Genomic DNA, 18,539 nt, shown 5'->3' on the forward strand with positions numbered 1-18,539 from the left:
AGGGGGCTTGCTCCCACATTTGGTCTGCATTTCAGATTGAGATTTTAGCGGCCCTTGATCACCAGGTCCGCCGGCGTCTCGCCCACCGCCTGCCAGTTCGGCCGGTACATCGACTCCACCTGCGGCGGCGGCACGCGGTAAGTGCCCGGCGTCACGGCCCGCGCCAGGTACAGCAGGTGCGTGGTGCCCGAGCCGTCCAGGTTCAGTGCCGCCACGTAACGATCATCGCGGAACTCCTGATGCTTGAGGGACGCGTTCTGCATCGACTCACGCCATTCCTTCACCTGGCTGCTGGCGTTTTCCAGGCTGGCGGCGCTTTGCGCCAGGTTCTGGTTTTCCAGCTCCAGGCCCGCAGGCAGTAGATCCACCACCAGGGCATCCGGCACGCGCTGTTTGGCGCTGACCGCCAGGTGCACCAGCACCAGGTCGCCGCTGTTGAGGTTGTGCAGGTTCAGCGGCTGGCCATTCATGCCCAGGTATTCGCGACGAATGCTCAGGTTATCGCCACCCGGTGCCGGCGGCACCTGTGGATACCCCGAAATCGTCAGTTGCTGATACACCGGCGCATCGCCCTGATTGCTCAGGCTCAGGTCACTGGAGAGGCGCGGGCCGTCCAGTTCCAGCGTCGATTGCTGGCTATTGAGTTCCTGCACACCGCCACTGCCGGTGAGCGATACCTGCCAGTTCGAGTCCGGCTTGGCAAACCCCAGACGCCCGGCGAGGAACAACGCGTTGCGCTCCTGAGTCGACAGGTACGGGCTGGCCGCCAATTGGTCCGACAAGGTGAACAGACGCTCTTCACGCTTGCCCTTGGCCAGGTCGTTTTCTTCCAGCAACGCCTGGATCATCGCCTGATCCCGCAACGGGCTGCCGTAGTCAGCCAGCCAGTCCTTGGCACTGCGCTGCGCGGCGAGGCCGGCGAGCAAGGCTTGATCCGCGCGCGGCTGGTCGCCCATCTTCTGCAACGCGATGGCCAACTGCACCAATGGCAACCCTGAACGGGCGTCGCTGCGCCGCTCGAAGATGCTGCGCAGCGCGCCCAACGGTGCCTGCTGACTGCGCGCCAGCACCATGCCGGCGTAGGCCTGCACGGCAAAACGGGTGTGTTCGGCGTTGTCGCTGTAATCCACCTCGATCAGGTTGCGTTCCTGCACATAGCGCAGCAGGCGTTCACTGGCTTTTTTCAAGGCCTCGGCCGGGACCGCGTAGCCTTGGTCGCGAGCGCGCAACAGGAAGTCGGTGACATAGGCTGTCAGCCAGTACTCTTCCTCGCCATCGGCGCCCCACAAACCAAAGCTGCCGTTGTAGCGCTGCATGCCCAGCAGGCGCTCGATGCCCAGCTCGATCTTGCGCTTGCGCTCGGCGTCCGACTCGCCCTTGACGCCCAGGCGCTTGAGCAACGCATCATCGGCATAAAGCGACGGGTACAGGCCGCTGGCGGTCTGCTCCAGACAGCCGTAGGGGTACGCCTTGAGCGCAGTGATCTGCGCACCGAGGTTCAGCGGTGGCCGGCTCGACAGGCTCAACAGCGCCTGGCGCCCCGAAGCCTCGAATTGATCCAGGGTGCCCGACGGCAGGCTCCACGGCTGGTCCTTGAGCACAGCGCGGTAATGCTTGAGCAACGCTGGGTACGCCGGACGCACGCCCAGGGTCCATTCACGGCTGAACGGCGGCAGGTTCTCACCCGGCAGGTTCAACCCGTTGACCGTCACCTTGACCTTGCCCTGCCCCAAGCCACCCCAGGCTTTCACCGGGATGCGCAAGGTGGTGCGCTGGCCTTGTTTCAGCTCGACGCTCTGGGCGGCCCCGTTGACCAGTTCCAGCTGGCCCTCGACGGTGAGCTGTACCTCCAGTTTCTGCGCCTGGCCCGACAGGTTGGACAGGTCCAGCGCCAGGGTGGTCTGGTCGCCACCCGCCAGGAAACGCGGCGCCGACAGTTCGGCGATCAGCGGTGCGGCGATCACCGTCTTGGCTTCGGCCATGCCGTAACGGTCATCGCTCCAGGCCTGGGCCATCAGGCGCAGTTCACCATTGAAGTCGGGAATATTGACGCTGACTTCACCTTCGCCTTGATCGTTCAAGGTCACCGGCGCGCTTTGCAGGGCGACGATGGTCACGCTGGTGTCCGGGCGTTTGCCACCCTTGGCCAGCGCCGCGTCACCACCGAAGGCCAGGCTGGCCAGGCGTCCCTGACCGGCTTCGATCAACTGACCGTAGATGTCGAACTGGTCCACGCCGTAGGCCTTACGCCCGAACAGGCTGGCGTACGGGTCGGGCGTCGGGTACTCGGTGATATTGAGGATGCCTACGTCCACCGCCGCCACCAGCACATGCACTTGCTTGGGCACGCTGCCGTCGACATTCCTGGCCGCGACTTTGACCGTCAATGGTTGTTTGGGCCGCATTTTTTCCGGCGCGGTCAGGGTCACGCCGAGTTTGCGCTGGGTGCGGTCCAGCGGCAGGTGCAACAGGCCCACCGCGCGTTTGGGAGTGATATTGGCTTTGCGCTCGCCAGGGCGAATCACCAGGGCGCTGACATACAGGTCATGGCGCGACCATTTCGGATCCAGTTTCACCGCAAAACTTTTGCCCTCGGCAGGTACGTCGATTTCCTGCCACCACAACGGGCCTTCGGCCGACTCCACCAGCAAGTAACCTTTGCCAGCCGCCGGCGGCGTGACCGTGACGTTGGCGGTGTCACCGTCGCCATACGCCGGTTTATCCAGCGCCAGCTTGACCTGGTCAGGCCGCACCGCGCCGCCTTCGGTGTTGTCCTGGGCCTGGTAGCCGGCCCAGAAACGCAGGCTGCTGACCAGTCCGGTCTGCGGGTCTTCCACTTCGACGCGATACGGGCCCCACTCCACCTGGAAGCTGACCTTGGCGGTGTCACCGGCCTTGATGTTCAGGGTCTGCTCATCGAGGTTGAGGAATTTCTCGTTGAAGTGGTAGCTCCAGCCATCGCTGTCGGAGTAGTTCCAGTAATAGTCGCGGCGCTCGCGCACCAGGCGCACTTTGAGATTCGGTGCGGCCAGTTTCTGCCCGGCCGGGTTGGCCAGCAGCACTTCGAATTCCGCCGGACCATCGCCGTTGGTTTCCTTGCCGTCAAACAGCCCGCGCAGGCCCGGCAGTTGCTCGGCCGGCCAGATCGGCTGCACCAGGCGCCGGGTGATCGGACGCCCGCCCGACTCTTGCAGGCTGGCTTGCACGATCAGTTGCAGCGGCGACTTGGCGTCCGCCCAGCGGCTTTCCAGGGTCAGGGCTTCCTGGCCCTTGGCGTCGAGCACGCTTTCATCCAGTTCGAAATCCTGGCTCAGTTCTTCTTCGGTGACGGAGCCGAACTGATAACCCGGCAGCGCCTTGACCGCCTCGCGCAACGGGCGCACATAAAATTGCCCGCTGACCCGATTGCCCGACGCCGGCGCGCCGTAGAGATAGCGACCGTTGACCTGGATGACCGGGTTGTCCGCCGGGCTCAACGGCGTGTCACTGCCCTTGAGTTCCAGCGCCAGGCGCTCGGGCAGGAAGTCTTCGACGAGAAATTCGTACAGCTGCGGCTTGCCGTCACCCAGGTCGAACACCAGTTGCCAGCGCCCGGTCGGGGCTTCGCCGGCCAGCTGCAGTTGATATTGATAGAGGCCGGAGGCATCCGCGTCCCACACGAACTTGCGACTCACCTGTTCATCCGGACGGCGCACTTCGACGCTCACCGGTTGCGGTTTGACCGCATGGCCGTCCTTGTCCCGCAGCAGCGCGTTGAGCAGCACGGTTTCACCCGGGCGATACAGGTCACGTGGGCCGAACACAAAGAATTGCAACGGGTGCGAAGGTTGCCCGCCGATGTCGAACTCGGCCAGGTCCAGCGCCGCGCTGTCGAGGCGCAGCAGGCTGGTCTGCTCACCCTGCCTGGCCAGCAACACCTGGGCTTTTTTCGGCAGCGGCAATTCGGCGTGACCGCCTTTTTCGGTCTTGCCCTGACCCAGCACGCGGCCCTCGGCGTCGAGCACTTCGAGGTCGACGCCATCCAGCGCCTTGCCGCCTTCCAATGCCTGGGTAAACACGTCCAGGCGATTGGCGTAACGGTGCACCGACAGGCCGATGTCACTCAGGGTAAACAGGGTGGCCGGCTGGGAATAGTTGTAGGTGCCGGAAGCGCGCATCACCGCCAGGTAAACCCCCGGCTGCTGCAATTGCTTGAGGCCGGCAATCGGCAGCAGCAGGGTTTCGCGGGTGTTGCGCGCCGGGTTCAGGTCGAAACGACCGCCATAGACCAGGTCGGCCAGGGGCAGCAGCTCCCGGGACTCGTAACTTTGCAGGCTGGTGTTGCGCCCCCACTGCGCGAGGAACGACGGCAGGGATTCGGGCTTGATGCGGAAGAATTCGACGTCGATCTTGTCGACGTTCAGCGCGATCACCGGCAGGCCTTCGGCCAGGCGGGTCGGCAGCAGGGTGCCACGGCTGGCGAAGCCGACGGTGGCTTGCAGGTCACGGGTTTCCACGCGGGCGCTGTATTCGGCGGCGAGTTTGTTGTCGTTGATCGCCTTCACACCGGCGTCCACCGTCAGCACCAGCTTGCGCTGCGGCTCCAGGTGGCGCAGGCGCAGTTCCATCAGGTTATCGGAGATTTCCCAGGCGCCATCGACCTTGCCGGATTTGCTGTCCACCAGGTGCAGCTTGTCGGCGAACTTCTGGTCGGGGTCCAGCGGAATGGAAAAACTCACCGACAAGGTGCTGGCGCCGTCGAGCTGCACCTCGGACACATCCACCACATTCAGCTCACGCCCGGCATAACGCTGCTTCAGCGCCGCCACATCCACCGCCGCCTTCGCCGGCTGGGGCGTTACCGCTGCCGCTGGGGGAGCGGTGGGCGCAGCCGGTTTATCGGAAGAATCGCAGGCGCTCAGCAGGGCCAGCGCGCAAGCCAGGAACAGTCCTTTGTTAAGCATGAGGCACTCGTAGTGATGGGGGCCGAGGGATGAACTATATATCAGCCCATGCGGGGCCGATGTGGTGCTGGTCACATTGACCGACGGAGGGTGGTTTGGTTCTTTGCAAGACGTAAAGCCAAGCCAAATCCCACAAACACTGAAGAACCCTGTGGGAGCTGGCTTGCCTGCGATGGCGGTTTTTCAGCCACATATCCACTGGCTGACCCACCGCTATCGCAGGCAAGCCAGCGCCCACATTGGTCCTGCTGTGTTGCTTAGGGCCGGTTACAATGCGAGCCCTCAAGGAGCCCGCATGTCTACCGTACTCACCGACTGGCGCCACCGCCCCACCCATCGCCGCGTCTGGGCCCTGGCCGCACCGATGATTCTGTCGAACATCTCGGTACCGCTGGTAGCCCTGGTGGACAGCATGGTCATCGGCCATCTGCCCCACGCCCACCAGTTGGGCGCGGTCGCTGTCGGCGCCAGCCTGTATACCTTCCTGGCCTGGGCCATGGGCTTCCTGCGCATGGGTTCCACCGGGTTTGCCGCGCAAGCCGCCGGACGCAATGACGGGGCGGCGCTGCGGCAGATCCTGCTGCAAGGTTTGCTGCTGGCGCTGGGGCTGGCGACGGTGCTGGGCACGGTGGGCACTCCATTGAGCCACCTGGCGCTGGAATGGATGCAGCCCTCCCCCGAACTGAACCAACTGACCCGCGAATTCTTCCACACCCGCCTGTTCGGCCTGCCCGCCGCACTGGCCAGCTATGCGCTGGTGGGCTGGTTCCTCGGCACGCAGAACGCCCGTGCGCCATTGGCGATTCTGCTGACCACCAACCTGGTCAACATCGCCCTGAACCTGTGGTTCGTTCTGGGTCTGGACTGGGGCGTCGTCGGCTCCGCCCGCGCCTCGGTTGTCGCTGAATGGACCGGCGCCCTGCTCGGCCTGGCGATGACGCAAAAAGCCCTGCGCGCCTACCCCGGGCATATCGCCTGGGCCGCGCTGAGGGTGTGGCAGAGCTGGCGCCCGCTGCTGGCGGTGAACCGCGACATTTTCATCCGTAGCCTGGCGTTGCAGTCGGTGTTTTTCATGATCACGGTGCAGGGCGCGCGCCTGGGCGATGCCACCGTGGCTGCCAACGCGCTGCTGCTCAACGGCCTGCTGCTGACCGCCCACGCCCTGGATGGACTGGCCCATGCGGTAGAAGCGCTGTGCGGCCACGCCATCGGCGCCCACGACCGCCATGCATTGCGCCGCTCGCTGGTGGTGGCCGGCGGCTGGTCACTGATCGCCAGCCTGGGCTTTGCCCTGCTGTTCGCCGTGGCCGGCCACCTGTTTATCGCCATGCAGACCGATATCCCCAGCGTGCGCGACACAGCGGATATCTATCTGCCTTACCTCGCCATACTGCCGTTGATTGCGGTGTGGAGTTACTTGCTGGACGGCCTGTTCATCGGCGCCACCCGCGCGCGGGAGATGCGCAATGGCATGCTGCTGACGGTCTTGCTGACACTGCCCTTCGCGTGGGCGTTGCAGGGTTTGGGCAACCACGGCCTGTGGCTCGCCTTCCTGCTGTTCATGGCCCTGCGCAGCCTCACTTTGTGGGCGATTGCCTGGCGCTTGAACCGTCAGGATCAGTGGCTTGGATAAAGCCCGTGACACGCTCGCGCACCGGCGCCAGCCAGCGCAGGGGTTTTGCCAGCGCTGCCACCAGCGTGCGATGACTGGGCCGGTCGAAATAGAACACCTGCACCGCTACGCCGGCGACCCGTAGCCGCTCCGCCAGCCCGCCGGTGTTGCGCTTGGGGTCGACCAGGTTGTCATCTGTCGCGGCAATCAACAAGGCCGGTGGCGCGTCATGGCTGATGTGATGGATCGGCTGGGAGTCCGGTGGTGAATCGGGAAAGAAGAACACCGGTTTCACGTCCGGGTTTTCAATCGGCAGGAAGTCATACGGCCCGGCCAGACCAATCCATCCCTTGAGCATCGCTGGCGACAACCCCACGGCATTCAACCAACGCGCATCCAGTGCCAGCATCGACGCGTTGTAGGCGCCGGAGCTGTGACCCATCAAATAGAGCTGCTTGGGGTCCGCCCCATATTCGGCGATGTGTTGACGGGTCCAGGCCACCGCTCGGGCGCCGTCCTGGAGAAAGGCGGGGTATCGCACTTGCGGGTAGAGCCGGTAGTCGGCGATCACCACCACGATGCCTCGTGAAGCCAGTGCTTCGCCGACGAAACCGTAATCGTCCTTTGAGCCGCTGCTCCAGCTGCCGCCGTAGAAGAACACCACGACGGGGGCGTTGGAAATGACAGGGAGCGGTCGGTAGATATCGAGTGTCTGGCGAGGGTCGTCGCCATAGGCGATCGCGGAGGTCTTGGTGAAAGTACTGGAAGGCGTGAGTGCGTTGAGCACTTTGATCGGGGAGCAGGCCGCCAGGAAGGCGGCGAGTGCCAGGGTGAACACCTGCGGCCATTTGCTCAACATCGTCCAGCCTCCACACAAAAGGTCCCGCAAGATGGAGATCCAAATGTGGGAGCTGGCTTGCCTGCGATAGCAGAGTGTCAGACAACCACTCTTCTGCTGACACACCGCCATCGCGGGCAAGCCCGGCTCCCACATTTGAGCCGGGTCACTTCATTTACGAGGACAGGTACGACGAGCGGGTCAGGCCCAGGCGCAAGGCGTCGAGGAACTGGGTGCGTTCACTGGCGCTGATCTTCGCGCTCGCACATTTATCCCGGTAATGCGTCATCAACTCCTCCGGCGACAGGTGCACGTAGCGCAGCATGTCTTCGATGGTGTCGTGGGTCTCGATACCGGCGCTGTACACCGAACCGTCTTCACGCTGGTAGATATTCACCGAGTCGGTGTCGCCGAACAGGTTGTGCATATCGCCGAGGATTTCCTGGTAGGCGCCCACCAGGAAGATGCCCAGCAAGTAGTCTTCACCCTCGTTCAGGGCATGCACCGGCAGGCTGGTCTCGATGCTCTGCTCGTCGACGTACTGCTTGATCTTGCCGTCGGAGTCGCAGGTCAGGTCCTGCAATACCGCGCGGCGCAGCGGCTCTTCGTCGAGGCGGTGCAGCGGCAGGATCGGCAATACCTGGCCGATGGCCCAGGTGTCCGGCAGGCTCTGGAACACCGAGAAGTTGCAGATGTACTTGTCGGCCAGCTTGTCGTTGAGTTCGTCCAGCACTTGGCGGTGCGAGCGCTGGCGGGCTTTGAGCGAGTTGTGCAGGCGGCGGCACACGGCGAAGTAGCACTGCTCCGCCAGGGCTTTTTCAGCCAGGGTCAGTTTGCCGTCGGCGTACTGGGCAGCCACGTCGCTCATGTAGTGGGTGGCGCGCCAGTAGGTTTCGGTGACCATCTCGATGTCGGTCGGACCCAGCAGGTCCACCAGCCATTGCACGGTTTCCGGCAGGGCTTCCTTGTTCTCGATCAGCGGCACTTCGTCGTTGTGCTTCTCGACGTCGGTGACCTGTACCACCAGCATGGCGTGGTGGGCAGTCAGGGAGCGGCCGCTTTCGGAGAAGATGTGCGGGTGCGGCAGGCTCTGCGCATCGCAGAATTCCTTGAGCATGCCCACGACCACGCCGGCGTAGTCGTCCATGTCGTAGTTGATGGAGCTGGCGTTACGCGAGTGCGTGCCGTCGTAGTCCACGCCCAGGCCGCCACCCACGTCGATGTGGTCCACCGGCAAGCCGAGGTTGCGCAGTTCGCCGTAGTAACGAATGGCTTCCTTGAAGCCGTGCTGGTAGTCGGCCAGGTTGGCGATCTGCGAGCCCATGTGGAAATGCAGCAAGCGAATGCCCTGGTCCAGGCCCGCTGCGCGGAAGCGCTCGACCACCGACAACAGTTGCGCCGCCGACAGGCCGAACTTGGATTTCTCGCCGCCGGTGTCCGCCCACTTGCTCGACGCGAGGGACGACAGACGCACGCGCAGGCCAACCTGGGGTTTGACCTTGAGGCTCGCTGCCTCTTCGATCACCAGGCCGACTTCGGATTCTTTCTCGATCACGATGAACACGTTGTGGCCGAGTTTCTGGCCCATCAGTGCCAGACGGATGAACTCGCGGTCCTTGTAACCGTTGCACACGATGGTGCCGCCCTTCGGCGCCAGGGCCAGCACGGCCAGCAGCTCCGGCTTGGAGCCGGCTTCCAGGCCGATGGAGACGTTCTGGGTGGCGATGATGTTTTCGATCACCGCTTCCTGCTGGTTCACCTTGATCGGGTACAGCGCGGTGTACTTGCTCTGGTATTCCAGGCGCTCGATGTTCGCATCGAAGGCGCCGGTCAGTTGGCGCACGCGGTCTTGCAGGATGTCGGGGAAGCGCACCAGCAGCGGCAACGACAGGCCACTCTTGCGCAGCTCGTCGACTTGCTCGTACAGGTCGACGGGCGTGCTGTTCGGGCCGTTCGGACGAACTTCTACGCGACCGGCTTCATTGATCGCGAAATACCCGGCCCCCCAATGGCGAATCCCGTAAACACTGCGGCTGTCCGCAACTGTCCATTGGCTGCCATCGTCTTTGCGTGTGCGTCGTACGGACATCGAAGTCCCCTATAAATGAAGTCGAAGGCACCGCCCCTATCAGAGGCTGGCGCAGTCTAAAGAATGAAAATGACGATTTGCCTGCGTGCAAGGTAGGACCCCACGCGCAGGACAGAGTTTAGACACAGGTTGGGAAGAGGCCTTCAGCCGCCGGACTTCTTGGCCTTGTACCCGAGCTTGATCAGCTCGGCCAACAACAGCTCGACGTGATCGCCCTGGATCTCGATGACCCCGTCTTTCAACGCGCCACCGGTACCACAGCGCTTTTTCAGCGTGGTGGCCAGTTCCTTGAGCGGTTCAGCCGCCAGGGGCACGCCGGTGATGGTGGTCACCGTCTTGCCGCCACGGCCCTTGCTCTCGCGTCGCACGCGGGCAATACCGTCGCCTTCAGGGATCAGGGTCTGTTTGCAGGTACACGAATCCACGGGCTGACGACAGTCCGGGCAGTGTCGACCTGCGTCGGTGGAAAACACCAGGCCACCAAGGGCGGCGAAGGATGCGGCTTTTTTGGCCACCGGCAATCCTCTTGGGAGGATGAAGACTGATCAGCCTCCGCGAAGGGATGACTGACCGCGAAGCCCCACTCAGGCAGGGGCAGCGCTACCGAACCGCCCTCCCCAGTAAAGACAGGGCGGCTCGGGTGAAAAGTCGCGCAGTGTAACGGCAAAAAGCCGGCTTGCTAAGAGCCAAATCGCGCCAATTTATGCAACTTTAGCGACGTGACGCCAGATAGCGTCGCAACCCTTCCTGGGCGTCCGGGCAGTAGGGCTTTTGTTCTGCCTCTCGCAGGACGATTTCAAGGGGTAAAAAGCGCGCTTCCATCACCTCTTCCGGTTGCAGTCGCAGCGCTCCGTCCCACACCGCGGAGTAGGATTTGCACCAGAGCCGGCTGTCGCCATCTTCAAAGTAGAAATGGTCGTGCTCCAGCAACTCGACCCCGTGAACGCCCAATTCCTCTTCCAGCTCGCGGGCCGCCGAATCGGCATAACTCTCGCCCGCCGCCACCATTCCTCCGGCGGCCGTGTCCCAGAAACCGGGGTACATGGCCTTGCTCAGGGTGCGCCGATGCACGCACAGCTCACCCGCCGAATTGAACAGAAAGATAAAGGTGCAACGGCCAATCAAGCCGCGTTGGCGCAGGTCGGACCTGACCAGGGCTCCGAGCAGGTTGTCCTGTTCGTCGACCCAGCAGATCAGTTCGGCATCAGAGGCCGCACGGTGCGCAGCCTCTTTTTGAGTCGCGTCCATCATCAACCCTGGTTGAGCAACTGACGCAAATCGATCACTGCGGCGTTGGCCCGGGAAATATAGTTGGCCATGACCAGCGAATGGTTGGCCAACACGCCGAAGCCGCTGCCATTGAGGATCATCGGGCTCCACACCGGCTCCTGCGAGGCTTCCAGCTCGCGAATGATCTGGCGCACGCTGACCGTGGCGTTTTTCTTGGCCAGCACGTCGGCAAAGTCGACCTCAATGGCGCGCAGCAAGTGGGACAGGGCCCACGCCTGGCCACGGGCTTCGTAGAACACGTTGTCGATCTGCATCCACGGAGTTTCCACCACTTCTTCGTCGACCTGCGGCACTTCACCCGGCGCCAGTGCTTCGGTTTTCAGCGCGGTATTGAGTTTCACCCGACCCACACTGGCCGACAGGCGCTGCGACAGCGAACCCAGACGGGTCGCGACGTCCCCCAGCCAGTTGTTCAGGTTGTCGGCACGCGCGTAGAACAGCGCGCCTTTCTGGTTCGGATCGGACAGGCGCGCTTCATAGCGGCTCAGGGAATTGATGCCCTCCTGATATTCCGACTCGCTGGACGGCAGCACCCAGCTCTTGTTGTCGAAGTTGAAACGCGGCTCGGCCTTGGCCAGGTCGGCATCTTCCGCCGACTGCGACTGGGAACGGGCGAAGTCTTTACGCAAGGCACGGGTCAGGTCACGCACTTGCACCAGCACGCCGTATTCCCAGCTCGGCATGTTGTCCATCCACAGGCCCGGCGGGAAACGGTCGTTGGAAATGTAGCCGCCCGGCTTGTTCAGCAAGGTGCCGACCACCGTCTTGAGGGTTTCGACGGTGGTGAAACCCACCACCATCTGCTTGCCGTCTTTTTCAGCCGCCAGTTGGGCATTTTGCTGGACCGGAAACAGCGCCGGCTCTTCGCTCCAGTACCACCCCAGGGCGCCGGTGACCAACAGGTACAGGCCGAGCACGCTGAGCACGGCACGGCTCATCAGCACCGTGCGCAAATAGCCGCGGTTGGCCGACTTGGGTTCAGGAGCAGGGCCTTTGTCGGTGCCTGCGCGGTTTTTCCAGTCCAGCATGGCGATATCCTTTCAATCACTTGAGTTCATGCACGTCTTTGTCCGGGTGCGTTCAAACACTCCGACCACAACCCTACCCCATCGTGCCCGCCCGTGCGGGGCTTTTGTGAAACTGGCGCGCCGGGAAGGTTCGACTATAAAGGATGCACGCTTTTTGCGCTGTGCGACCCACAGGTCAATAACTGAATAACCGGGATATGCAGTTAATTGACGTATGACACTCATCCTATGGAAAAGAGGTGCTAGCATAGAGCCATCAGTCGACCTCAGCATGCACCCTAACTAGTAGTCAGGATATGACCGAGCCAGAAGACCCCAGCCGTGAGCGCCTCAAGCTGCATTTTGCCCAGCGGGTAATTCATCAGGCACGTCAAATTCTTGAGATCTGGCAGCGCCTGCAACGCAGCGAGTGGTCGAGCGCCGATCTATCCGAACTCAGCGAAGCCAACCTGCGCCTGCTGCGTTTTGCCGAGCGTTTCGAGCAGCCGGAGCACGGCCAGCTCGCACGACACATTGGCGAATCGCTCAAGGCCGTGGATGACAACCGTGGGCGCCTGAGCAGCCAGCTGATCACCGAACTCAACCGCTTGATGCAGCGCCTGTCCCGCACCGGCCTGCGTCAGGGCGACCAGTTGGAACAGACGTTCCTGCCGCCGATGCGCAAGCCGATCTACGTGATGCTGGCCGATCACGACCGTGCCGAACGCCTGGCCAAGCAACTGGAATTCTTTGGGCTGAGCGCACAATCCCTGGACAGCGTGGCGGCGTTTCGCGCCTCCATGGCCGAGCGCTTGCCGTCGGCAATCGTGATGGACGTGGATTTCTGCGGCGCCGGCCTGGGCCTCAAGCTCGCCGCCGAAGCCCAGGAAGGTCTGGAGCAAAAGCTGCCGCTGCTGTTTTTCAGCCTGCACGAAACCGACACGCCCACCCGCCTGGCCGCCGTGCGCGCCGGAGGCCAGGAGTTCCTGACCGGCACGCTGGAAGCCTCAAGCCTGCTGGAAAAGATCGAAGTGCTGACCTGCGTCGCCCAGTACGAACCCTATAAAGTGCTGATCATCGACGACTCGCGCGCCCAGGCGCTGCACACCGAACGACTGCTCAACAGCGCCGGCATCGTCACCCGCACGCTGATCGAACCGATCCAGGCCATGGCCGAACTGGCGGATTTCCAGCCCGACCTGATCATCCTCGACATGTACATGCCCGCCTGCACCGGCACCGAACTGGCCAAGGTGATCCGCCACAACGACCGCTATGTGAGCGTGCCGATCATCTATCTGTCGGCCGAAGACGACCTGGACAAGCAACTGGACGCCATGAGCGAAGGCGGCGACGACTTCCTCACCAAACCGATCAAACCGCGCCACCTGATCACCACCGTGCGCAACCGCGCGGCGCGCGCGCGCAACCTCAAGGCCCGGATGGTGCGCGACAGCCTGACCGGGTTGTACAACCACACCCATATCCTGCAATTGCTCGAAGACTGCAGCTTCCGCGCCCGCCGCGAGAACAAGCCGCTGAGCTTTGCGATGCTCGACATCGACCATTTCAAGCGGGTCAACGACAGCCACGGCCACCCTATGGGTGACCGGGTGATCAAAAGCCTGGCGTTGTTTCTCAAGCAGCGCCTGCGCAAGACCGACTTCATCGGGCGCTACGGCGGCGAAGAGTTCGCCATCGTGATGCCCGACACCGACCTGGACGCGGCCTGCAAGGTGCTCGACGAAATCCGCGGACGCTTCGCCGAAATCCATTACCCGGCCCAGCCCCAGGACCTGTGGTGCACGTTCAGCGCAGGCGTGGTGGAGATGGGCGAACACTCCGACAGCCTGATGATGGCGGCCCAGGCCGACGAGGCGCTGTACCGGGCCAAGGATGCCGGACGCAACCGCGTTCACGCCGCACGCGCATCAAAGCAAAGTGCCATCTTTTCACCGGAATCCACTGATTCCGTCATAACCCTGTAACGAAAACGCAATAACTTCAGGCACTTATCTCCTGCTGTCGGTTGATACCCCGCATGCGCCTGAAGCTGCTGACCAATTTCAATACCCTCTTGCTGGTGGCCGTGTGCCTGGCGCTTGGCGCGACCCTGTGGTGGTCGCAACGCGCGCTGGAGCGGCCTTATCTGCTGATGGAGCGCTACCTGGGCCTGTCGCAGACCTTTCAGAACCAGGCTGCACGCAATATCGATGACTACCTGGCCAGCGGCGACGCCCTGCGTTTGAGCAGTGCCAGCCAGAGCCTGGAAAGCCTGCTGCAGCACCTCAATGAGCTGCCCGCCGAGTTGGCGCAAAACCTGCGCCCCAGCCTGGAGGAACTGGACACCTTCAGCAAAACCGATCTGCTGGCCGCCGGCAAACTCGCCGGCGACCCTCAAGCATTGTTGTTGCAAGCCGAGCGCGAGCTGGGGGCCAACCTGGAACAACTGAGCCAGTACGCCACCGGCGTGAATTCTCCGGAAGCAGCACGCTACCTGCCGCCGTTGCTGGCGGCGTCGCAACACCTGGGCAAACTGTCCCTGGCCCGCGACAAGCTGGTGAGCAGCGGGCGTGCGGAGCTGGCCGATGATGTGGAACGCGAAGTCGCCAGTATCCGCAGTCAGGCCGAGGTACTGGAGCAACTGCCGCTGCTGGGCGTCAAGGCCAGCGCCGAATCCAGTGCCGATGATTTTTCTGCCCTGATGGGCCTGGAAAACAGCGAAAAGACTGAAGTTCAGGACACCGGCGTCGACCTCAAGCGCGAACTCAACAGCTTGCTCACCCGCTACCCGGCCGAACTCAAGCGCACCCGCGACCAGATCCAGCAACGCGCCGACCTGGCCGCAGGCACCCGCCTGAAGATCGACGCCGTGCAACAGGCTATCGCCGGCCTGGAGCCAGTGGTGCGTGCGCAACACGGCAAGATCCAGGGCGAAGTGCGTCTGATGCAGGGCGTGATGATCGGCCTGATCCTGCTGATCGCGCTATTGATCGACACGTTGCAACGGCGCCTGGCCCGCGTGCTGACCAACCTGGCACCCGCCCTGTCGATCTGGGCCGAAGGCGACTTCAGCCAGCCGATCGCCTTGGGCAAGACCAACCGCGAGCTGCACGACATCGAGGCCTCGCTCAACCGCCTGCGTGCTTATCTGGTGGACCTGGTGGGCACCATTCGTGGCAATGCCGAAGAAGTGGCCGGCAGCAGCCGCGCCCTGGCCGAGCTGAGCACTGGCCTGCACGACGGTGCCGAGCGCCAGGCCGGTGACACCGCGCAGATTCGCGACTCGCTGGGCGAACTGGAAGCGACCATCCAACAAGTGGCCGGCGACGCCAGCCAGGCTGCCGGTGCCAGCCGCAGTGCCGGCCAGGCAGTGGAGCAGGGCCAACGGGTGATCGGCCTGAGCCTCACCGGTTTGCATGCACTGGTGGGCGAAGTGCAGCAAAACGCGCAGATGATCGAGAAACTTGCCGAAGAGTCCGCCACCATCGGCGGCGTGCTGACAGTGATTCGCTCGATTGCCGACCAAACCAACTTGCTGGCGCTCAACGCCGCCATCGAAGCCGCGCGCGCTGGTGAAGCCGGGCGCGGCTTTGCGGTGGTCGCCGACGAAGTGCGCTCCCTGGCCCAGCGCACTGCCGGGGCCACGGCCGAGATTCAGGCCCTGATCGCCGGCCTGCAAAGCGCCGCCCATCAATCGGTGGAAGGCATGCGCGCCCAGGTGGAGCACGCCGAAGCCACCGCCCAGCAGGCCCAGGCCGCGGATGGCGCGCTGGATGAAATCGTCAGCGCGATCCAGACCATTTCCGACACCGCCGTGCGCATCGCCGATGTGACTGCACAGCAGAGTGGCGCCGTCAGTGAGATTCGCGACAACAGTGAACGCATTCATCAGTTGGGTGAGGACAACCTGTTGCGCATCGGCCAGGGCCGTAGCCAGGGCGAACATCTGCTGGTGCTGGGTGGGCAGCTCAATACTGCCGTGCAGGCGTTTCGCGTTTGACGCGCTCACGGATCAAATAGAGATCAACCTGTGGGAGCTGGCTTGCCTGCGATTGCGGCAAATCAGTACAAGACAGGTTGCCTGACCCACCGCTATCGCAGGCAAGCCAGCTCCCACATTGATCTGCGCCGATTGCGAAACTGCATTGCCAATGACCGAATCCCGGCCCCTAGTCACAAATTTTTCGCTATCCTCGCTAATCGTGCTGCCTACTGCATAGAACTGGACAGTCACAAAGGCTTTGCGGCATAGTCGCCGGGTTCTGTCGTACCCACATCAAATAACAAGGAACAGCCGATGGCGACCTTACTGGTTCTTCACGGACCCAACCTGAACCTGCTCGGCACCCGTGAACCGGGCGTCTACGGGGCAGTGACCCTCGATCAGATCAACCTCGATCTGGAGCGACGGGCACGTGAAGCCGGCCATCATTTGATGTATCTGCAAAGCAATGCCGAGTACGAACTGATTGATCGGATCCACGCCGCGCGCGGTGAAGGCGTGGACTTTATCCTGATCAATCCCGCTGCTTTTACACACACAAGTGTTGCATTACGTGACGCATTGCTGGCGGTGAGCATCCCATTCATCGAAGTGCATCTGTCGAACGTGCACAAACGCGAACCTTTCCGCCATCACTCCTACTTCTCCGACGTTGCGGTAGGAGTGATCTGCGGCCTTGGCGCCAGCGGTTACCGACTGGCCTTGGAGGCCGCCCTGGAACAGCTTGAAGAACAGGCCAAGCGCCCCTGACCGACCCTTTGGAGTGGATGATTGATGGACATTCGTAAAGTCAAGAAACTGATCGAGCTGCTGGAAGAATCCGGTATCGACGAGCTGGAAATCAAGGAAGGCGAAGAATCCGTACGGATCAGCCGCCACAGCAAGACCCCGGCCCAGCCTTACTACGCACCACAAGTGCAGGCCCCTGCGCCTGTGGCTGCCGCGCCAGCTGCTGCTCCTGCTGCCGCTGCCGCACCGGCGGCTCCAGCTGCCCCTGCGCTGAACGGTTTCGTGGTCAAGTCGCCAATGGTCGGTACCTTCTACCGCACCCCGGCGCCAACTTCCCCAGCCTTTGTGGAAGTGGGCCAGACCGTGAAAGTCGGCGACACCCTGTGCATCGTCGAAGCGATGAAGATGATGAACCACATCACCGCCGAGAAAGCCGGTGTGATCGAATCCATCCTGGTAGAAAACGGTCAGCCGGTTGAGTACGACCAGCCGCTGTTCACCATCGTTTGAACCGCGGAGCGCCTTCGATGTTGAAACCTGCGAAGAAACTGGAAAAAGTCCTGATCGCCAACCGCGGTGAGATCGCCCTGCGAATCCTGCGTGCCTGTAAGGAACAAGGCATCAAGACCGTCGCTGTTTATTCAACGGCCGACTCGGAACTGATGCACGTGAAACTGGCGGACGAAAGCATCTGCATCGGCCCGCCCCTGGCGACGAACTCGTACCTGAAAGTCCCAAGCATCATTGCTGCCGCCGAAGTGACCGGCGCTACCGCTATCCACCCGGGCTACGGCTTCCTTGCGGAAAACGCCGACTTCGTTGACCAGGTGGAAAAGTCCGGCTTCACCTTCATCGGCCCCAAAGCCGAGACCATTCGCCTGATGGGCGACAAGGTTTCCGCCAAGGAAGCCATGATCGCTGCCGGCGTGCCCACCGTTCCAGGTTCCGACGGCCCACTGCCTGAAGACGAGGAAACCGCTCTGCGCATCGGTCGCGAAGTGGGTTACCCGGTGATCATCAAGGCCGCCGGTGGCGGTGGTGGTCGCGGCATGCGCGTGGTGCACAAAGAGGAAGACCTGATCGAAGCGGCCAAGCAGACCCGCTCCGAAGCAGGCGCCTGGTTCAACAACCCGATGGTCTACCTGGAAAAATACCTGACCAACCCACGTCACGTGGAAGTTCAGGTACTGTCCGACGGCCAGGGCCACGCCATCCACCTGGGCGACCGTGACTGCTCGCTGCAACGCCGTCACCAGAAGGTACTGGAAGAAGCTCCGGCGCCCGGCCTGGACGAAAAAGCGCGTCAGGAAGTACTGGCCCGCTGCGTCAAGGCGTGCATCGACATCAACTACCGTGGCGCGGGCACTTTCGAGTTCCTGTACGAGAACGGTCGCTTCTACTTCATCGAGATGAACACTCGAGTGCAGGTAGAGCACCCGGTATCGGAGATGGTGACCGGTATCGACATCGTCAAGGAGATGCTCAGCATCGCCGCCGGCAACAAACTGTCGTTCACTCAGGACGACGTGAAGCTGCACGGCCACTCGCTGGAATGCCGCATCAACGCGGAAGATCCGAAGACCTTTATCCCGAGCCCGGGCCTGGTCAAGCACTTCCACGCGCCAGGCGGCAACGGCGTTCGCGTCGATTCGCACCTGTACAGCGGCTACAAGGTTCCGTCCAACTACGACTCGCTGATCGGCAAGCTGATCACCTGGGGCGCCACGCGTGACGAGGCCATGGCCCGCATGCGCAACGCACTGGACGAAATCGTGGTCGACGGCATCAAGACCAACATCCCGCTGCACCGGGAGCTGGTTCGCGATGAAGGCTTCTGCGAAGGGGGCGTGAACATTCACTACCTCGAGCACAAGCTGGCCAACCAGTAAGCGCTCCACCCAACAAAACCGCCTTCGGGCGGTTTTGTTGTTTCTGCAACACCGACATTGCTGGATGGATGCAATCCCCCTGTGGGAGCGGGCTTGCTCGCGAATGCGGTGGGCCAGTGACGGATGCGTTGACTGA

General features: G+C 62.7%; 11 protein-coding genes and 1 pseudogene. 6 read left to right on the forward strand and 6 right to left on the reverse strand.

The features are described 5' to 3' along the window. Positions 1 to 44: 44 nt before the first annotated feature. Positions 45 to 4,943, reverse strand: a complete 4,899-nt coding sequence (locus tag ACW9IB_RS16545; protein WP_457414508.1) for an alpha-2-macroglobulin family protein — start codon at positions 4,941 to 4,943, stop codon at positions 45 to 47. A gap of 295 nt (positions 4,944 to 5,238) precedes the next feature. On the opposite strand from ACW9IB_RS16545, the gene ACW9IB_RS16550 reads away from it, so the two are divergent. Next, positions 5,239 to 6,576 carry an MATE family efflux transporter gene (locus tag ACW9IB_RS16550; protein WP_457368988.1) on the forward strand — a complete coding sequence of 446 codons (1,338 nt, stop codon included), beginning with the start codon at positions 5,239 to 5,241 and terminating at the stop codon, positions 6,574 to 6,576. On the opposite strand, the gene ACW9IB_RS16555 is transcribed toward ACW9IB_RS16550, so the two are convergent. The 5 genes from ACW9IB_RS16555 to ACW9IB_RS16575 form a co-directional block, all read right to left on the reverse strand. After that, complete coding sequence (locus tag ACW9IB_RS16555; RefSeq protein WP_457414510.1) at positions 6,521 to 7,414, reverse strand: alpha/beta hydrolase; 894 nt, start codon at positions 7,412 to 7,414, stop codon at positions 6,521 to 6,523. The genes ACW9IB_RS16550 and ACW9IB_RS16555 overlap by 56 nt on opposite strands. A gap of 154 nt (positions 7,415 to 7,568) precedes the next feature. Next, complete coding sequence (gene speA / locus ACW9IB_RS16560) at positions 7,569 to 9,482, reverse strand: arginine decarboxylase (protein WP_457368986.1); 1,914 nt, start codon at positions 9,480 to 9,482, stop codon at positions 7,569 to 7,571. Between the two features lie 143 nt (positions 9,483 to 9,625). After that, positions 9,626 to 9,997 carry a translation initiation factor Sui1 gene (locus tag ACW9IB_RS16565; protein WP_457368985.1) on the reverse strand — a complete coding sequence of 124 codons (372 nt, stop codon included), beginning with the start codon at positions 9,995 to 9,997 and terminating at the stop codon, positions 9,626 to 9,628. 196 nt (positions 9,998 to 10,193) lie between these two features. Next, complete coding sequence (locus tag ACW9IB_RS16570) at positions 10,194 to 10,730, reverse strand: NUDIX hydrolase (RefSeq protein ID WP_457414511.1); 537 nt, start codon at positions 10,728 to 10,730, stop codon at positions 10,194 to 10,196. 2 nt (positions 10,731 to 10,732) lie between these two features. After that, on the reverse strand, positions 10,733 to 11,800 hold the full coding sequence (locus ACW9IB_RS16575; RefSeq protein ID WP_457368983.1) for a DUF2333 family protein: 1,068 nt from the start codon (positions 11,798 to 11,800) through the stop codon (positions 10,733 to 10,735). A 296-nt stretch (positions 11,801 to 12,096) separates the two neighbouring features. On the opposite strand from ACW9IB_RS16575, the gene ACW9IB_RS16580 reads away from it, so the two are divergent. The 5 genes and pseudogenes from ACW9IB_RS16580 (at position 12,097) to accC (ending at position 18,403) form a co-directional block, all read left to right on the forward strand. After that, positions 12,097 to 13,767, forward strand: coding sequence for a diguanylate cyclase (locus ACW9IB_RS16580; RefSeq protein WP_457414513.1), 1,671 nt, complete (start codon positions 12,097 to 12,099; stop codon positions 13,765 to 13,767). A gap of 1,499 nt (positions 13,768 to 15,266) precedes the next feature. Continuing rightward, positions 15,267 to 15,782: pseudogene (locus tag ACW9IB_RS16585) on the forward strand (methyl-accepting chemotaxis protein); the annotation flags it as partial. A 297-nt stretch (positions 15,783 to 16,079) separates the two neighbouring features. Beyond that, a complete protein-coding gene (gene aroQ / locus ACW9IB_RS16590; protein WP_457368980.1) occupies positions 16,080 to 16,535 on the forward strand; it encodes a type II 3-dehydroquinate dehydratase in 456 nt (151 codons plus the stop codon). 24 nt (positions 16,536 to 16,559) lie between these two features. Further along, entirely contained in the window at positions 16,560 to 17,024 is a 465-nt protein-coding gene (gene accB / locus ACW9IB_RS16595; RefSeq protein ID WP_457414515.1) for an acetyl-CoA carboxylase biotin carboxyl carrier protein, read from the forward strand. Between the two features lie 17 nt (positions 17,025 to 17,041). After that, entirely contained in the window at positions 17,042 to 18,403 is a 1,362-nt protein-coding gene (gene accC, locus ACW9IB_RS16600; RefSeq protein WP_457368978.1) for an acetyl-CoA carboxylase biotin carboxylase subunit, read from the forward strand. Positions 18,404 to 18,539 lie beyond the last annotated feature (136 nt).

The sequence above is a fragment of the Pseudomonas sp. SDO524_S393 genome (assembly GCF_054071875.1).

Coding starts and splice junctions, on each gene's coding strand:
- ACW9IB_RS16545 (WP_457414508.1), bottom strand. CDS start 4,943: ATGCTTAACAAAGGACTGTTCCTGGCTTGCGCGCTGGCCCTGCTGAGC.
- ACW9IB_RS16550 (WP_457368988.1), top strand. CDS start 5,239: ATGTCTACCGTACTCACCGACTGGCGCCACCGCCCCACCCATCGCCGC.
- ACW9IB_RS16555 (WP_457414510.1), bottom strand. CDS start 7,414: ATGTTGAGCAAATGGCCGCAGGTGTTCACCCTGGCACTCGCCGCCTTC.
- speA (WP_457368986.1), bottom strand. CDS start 9,482: ATGTCCGTACGACGCACACGCAAAGACGATGGCAGCCAATGGACAGTT.
- ACW9IB_RS16570 (WP_457414511.1), bottom strand. CDS start 10,730: ATGGACGCGACTCAAAAAGAGGCTGCGCACCGTGCGGCCTCTGATGCC.
- ACW9IB_RS16575 (WP_457368983.1), bottom strand. CDS start 11,800: ATGCTGGACTGGAAAAACCGCGCAGGCACCGACAAAGGCCCTGCTCCT.
- ACW9IB_RS16580 (WP_457414513.1), top strand. CDS start 12,097: ATGACCGAGCCAGAAGACCCCAGCCGTGAGCGCCTCAAGCTGCATTTT.
- aroQ (WP_457368980.1), top strand. CDS start 16,080: ATGGCGACCTTACTGGTTCTTCACGGACCCAACCTGAACCTGCTCGGC.
- accB (WP_457414515.1), top strand. CDS start 16,560: ATGGACATTCGTAAAGTCAAGAAACTGATCGAGCTGCTGGAAGAATCC.
- accC (WP_457368978.1), top strand. CDS start 17,042: ATGTTGAAACCTGCGAAGAAACTGGAAAAAGTCCTGATCGCCAACCGC.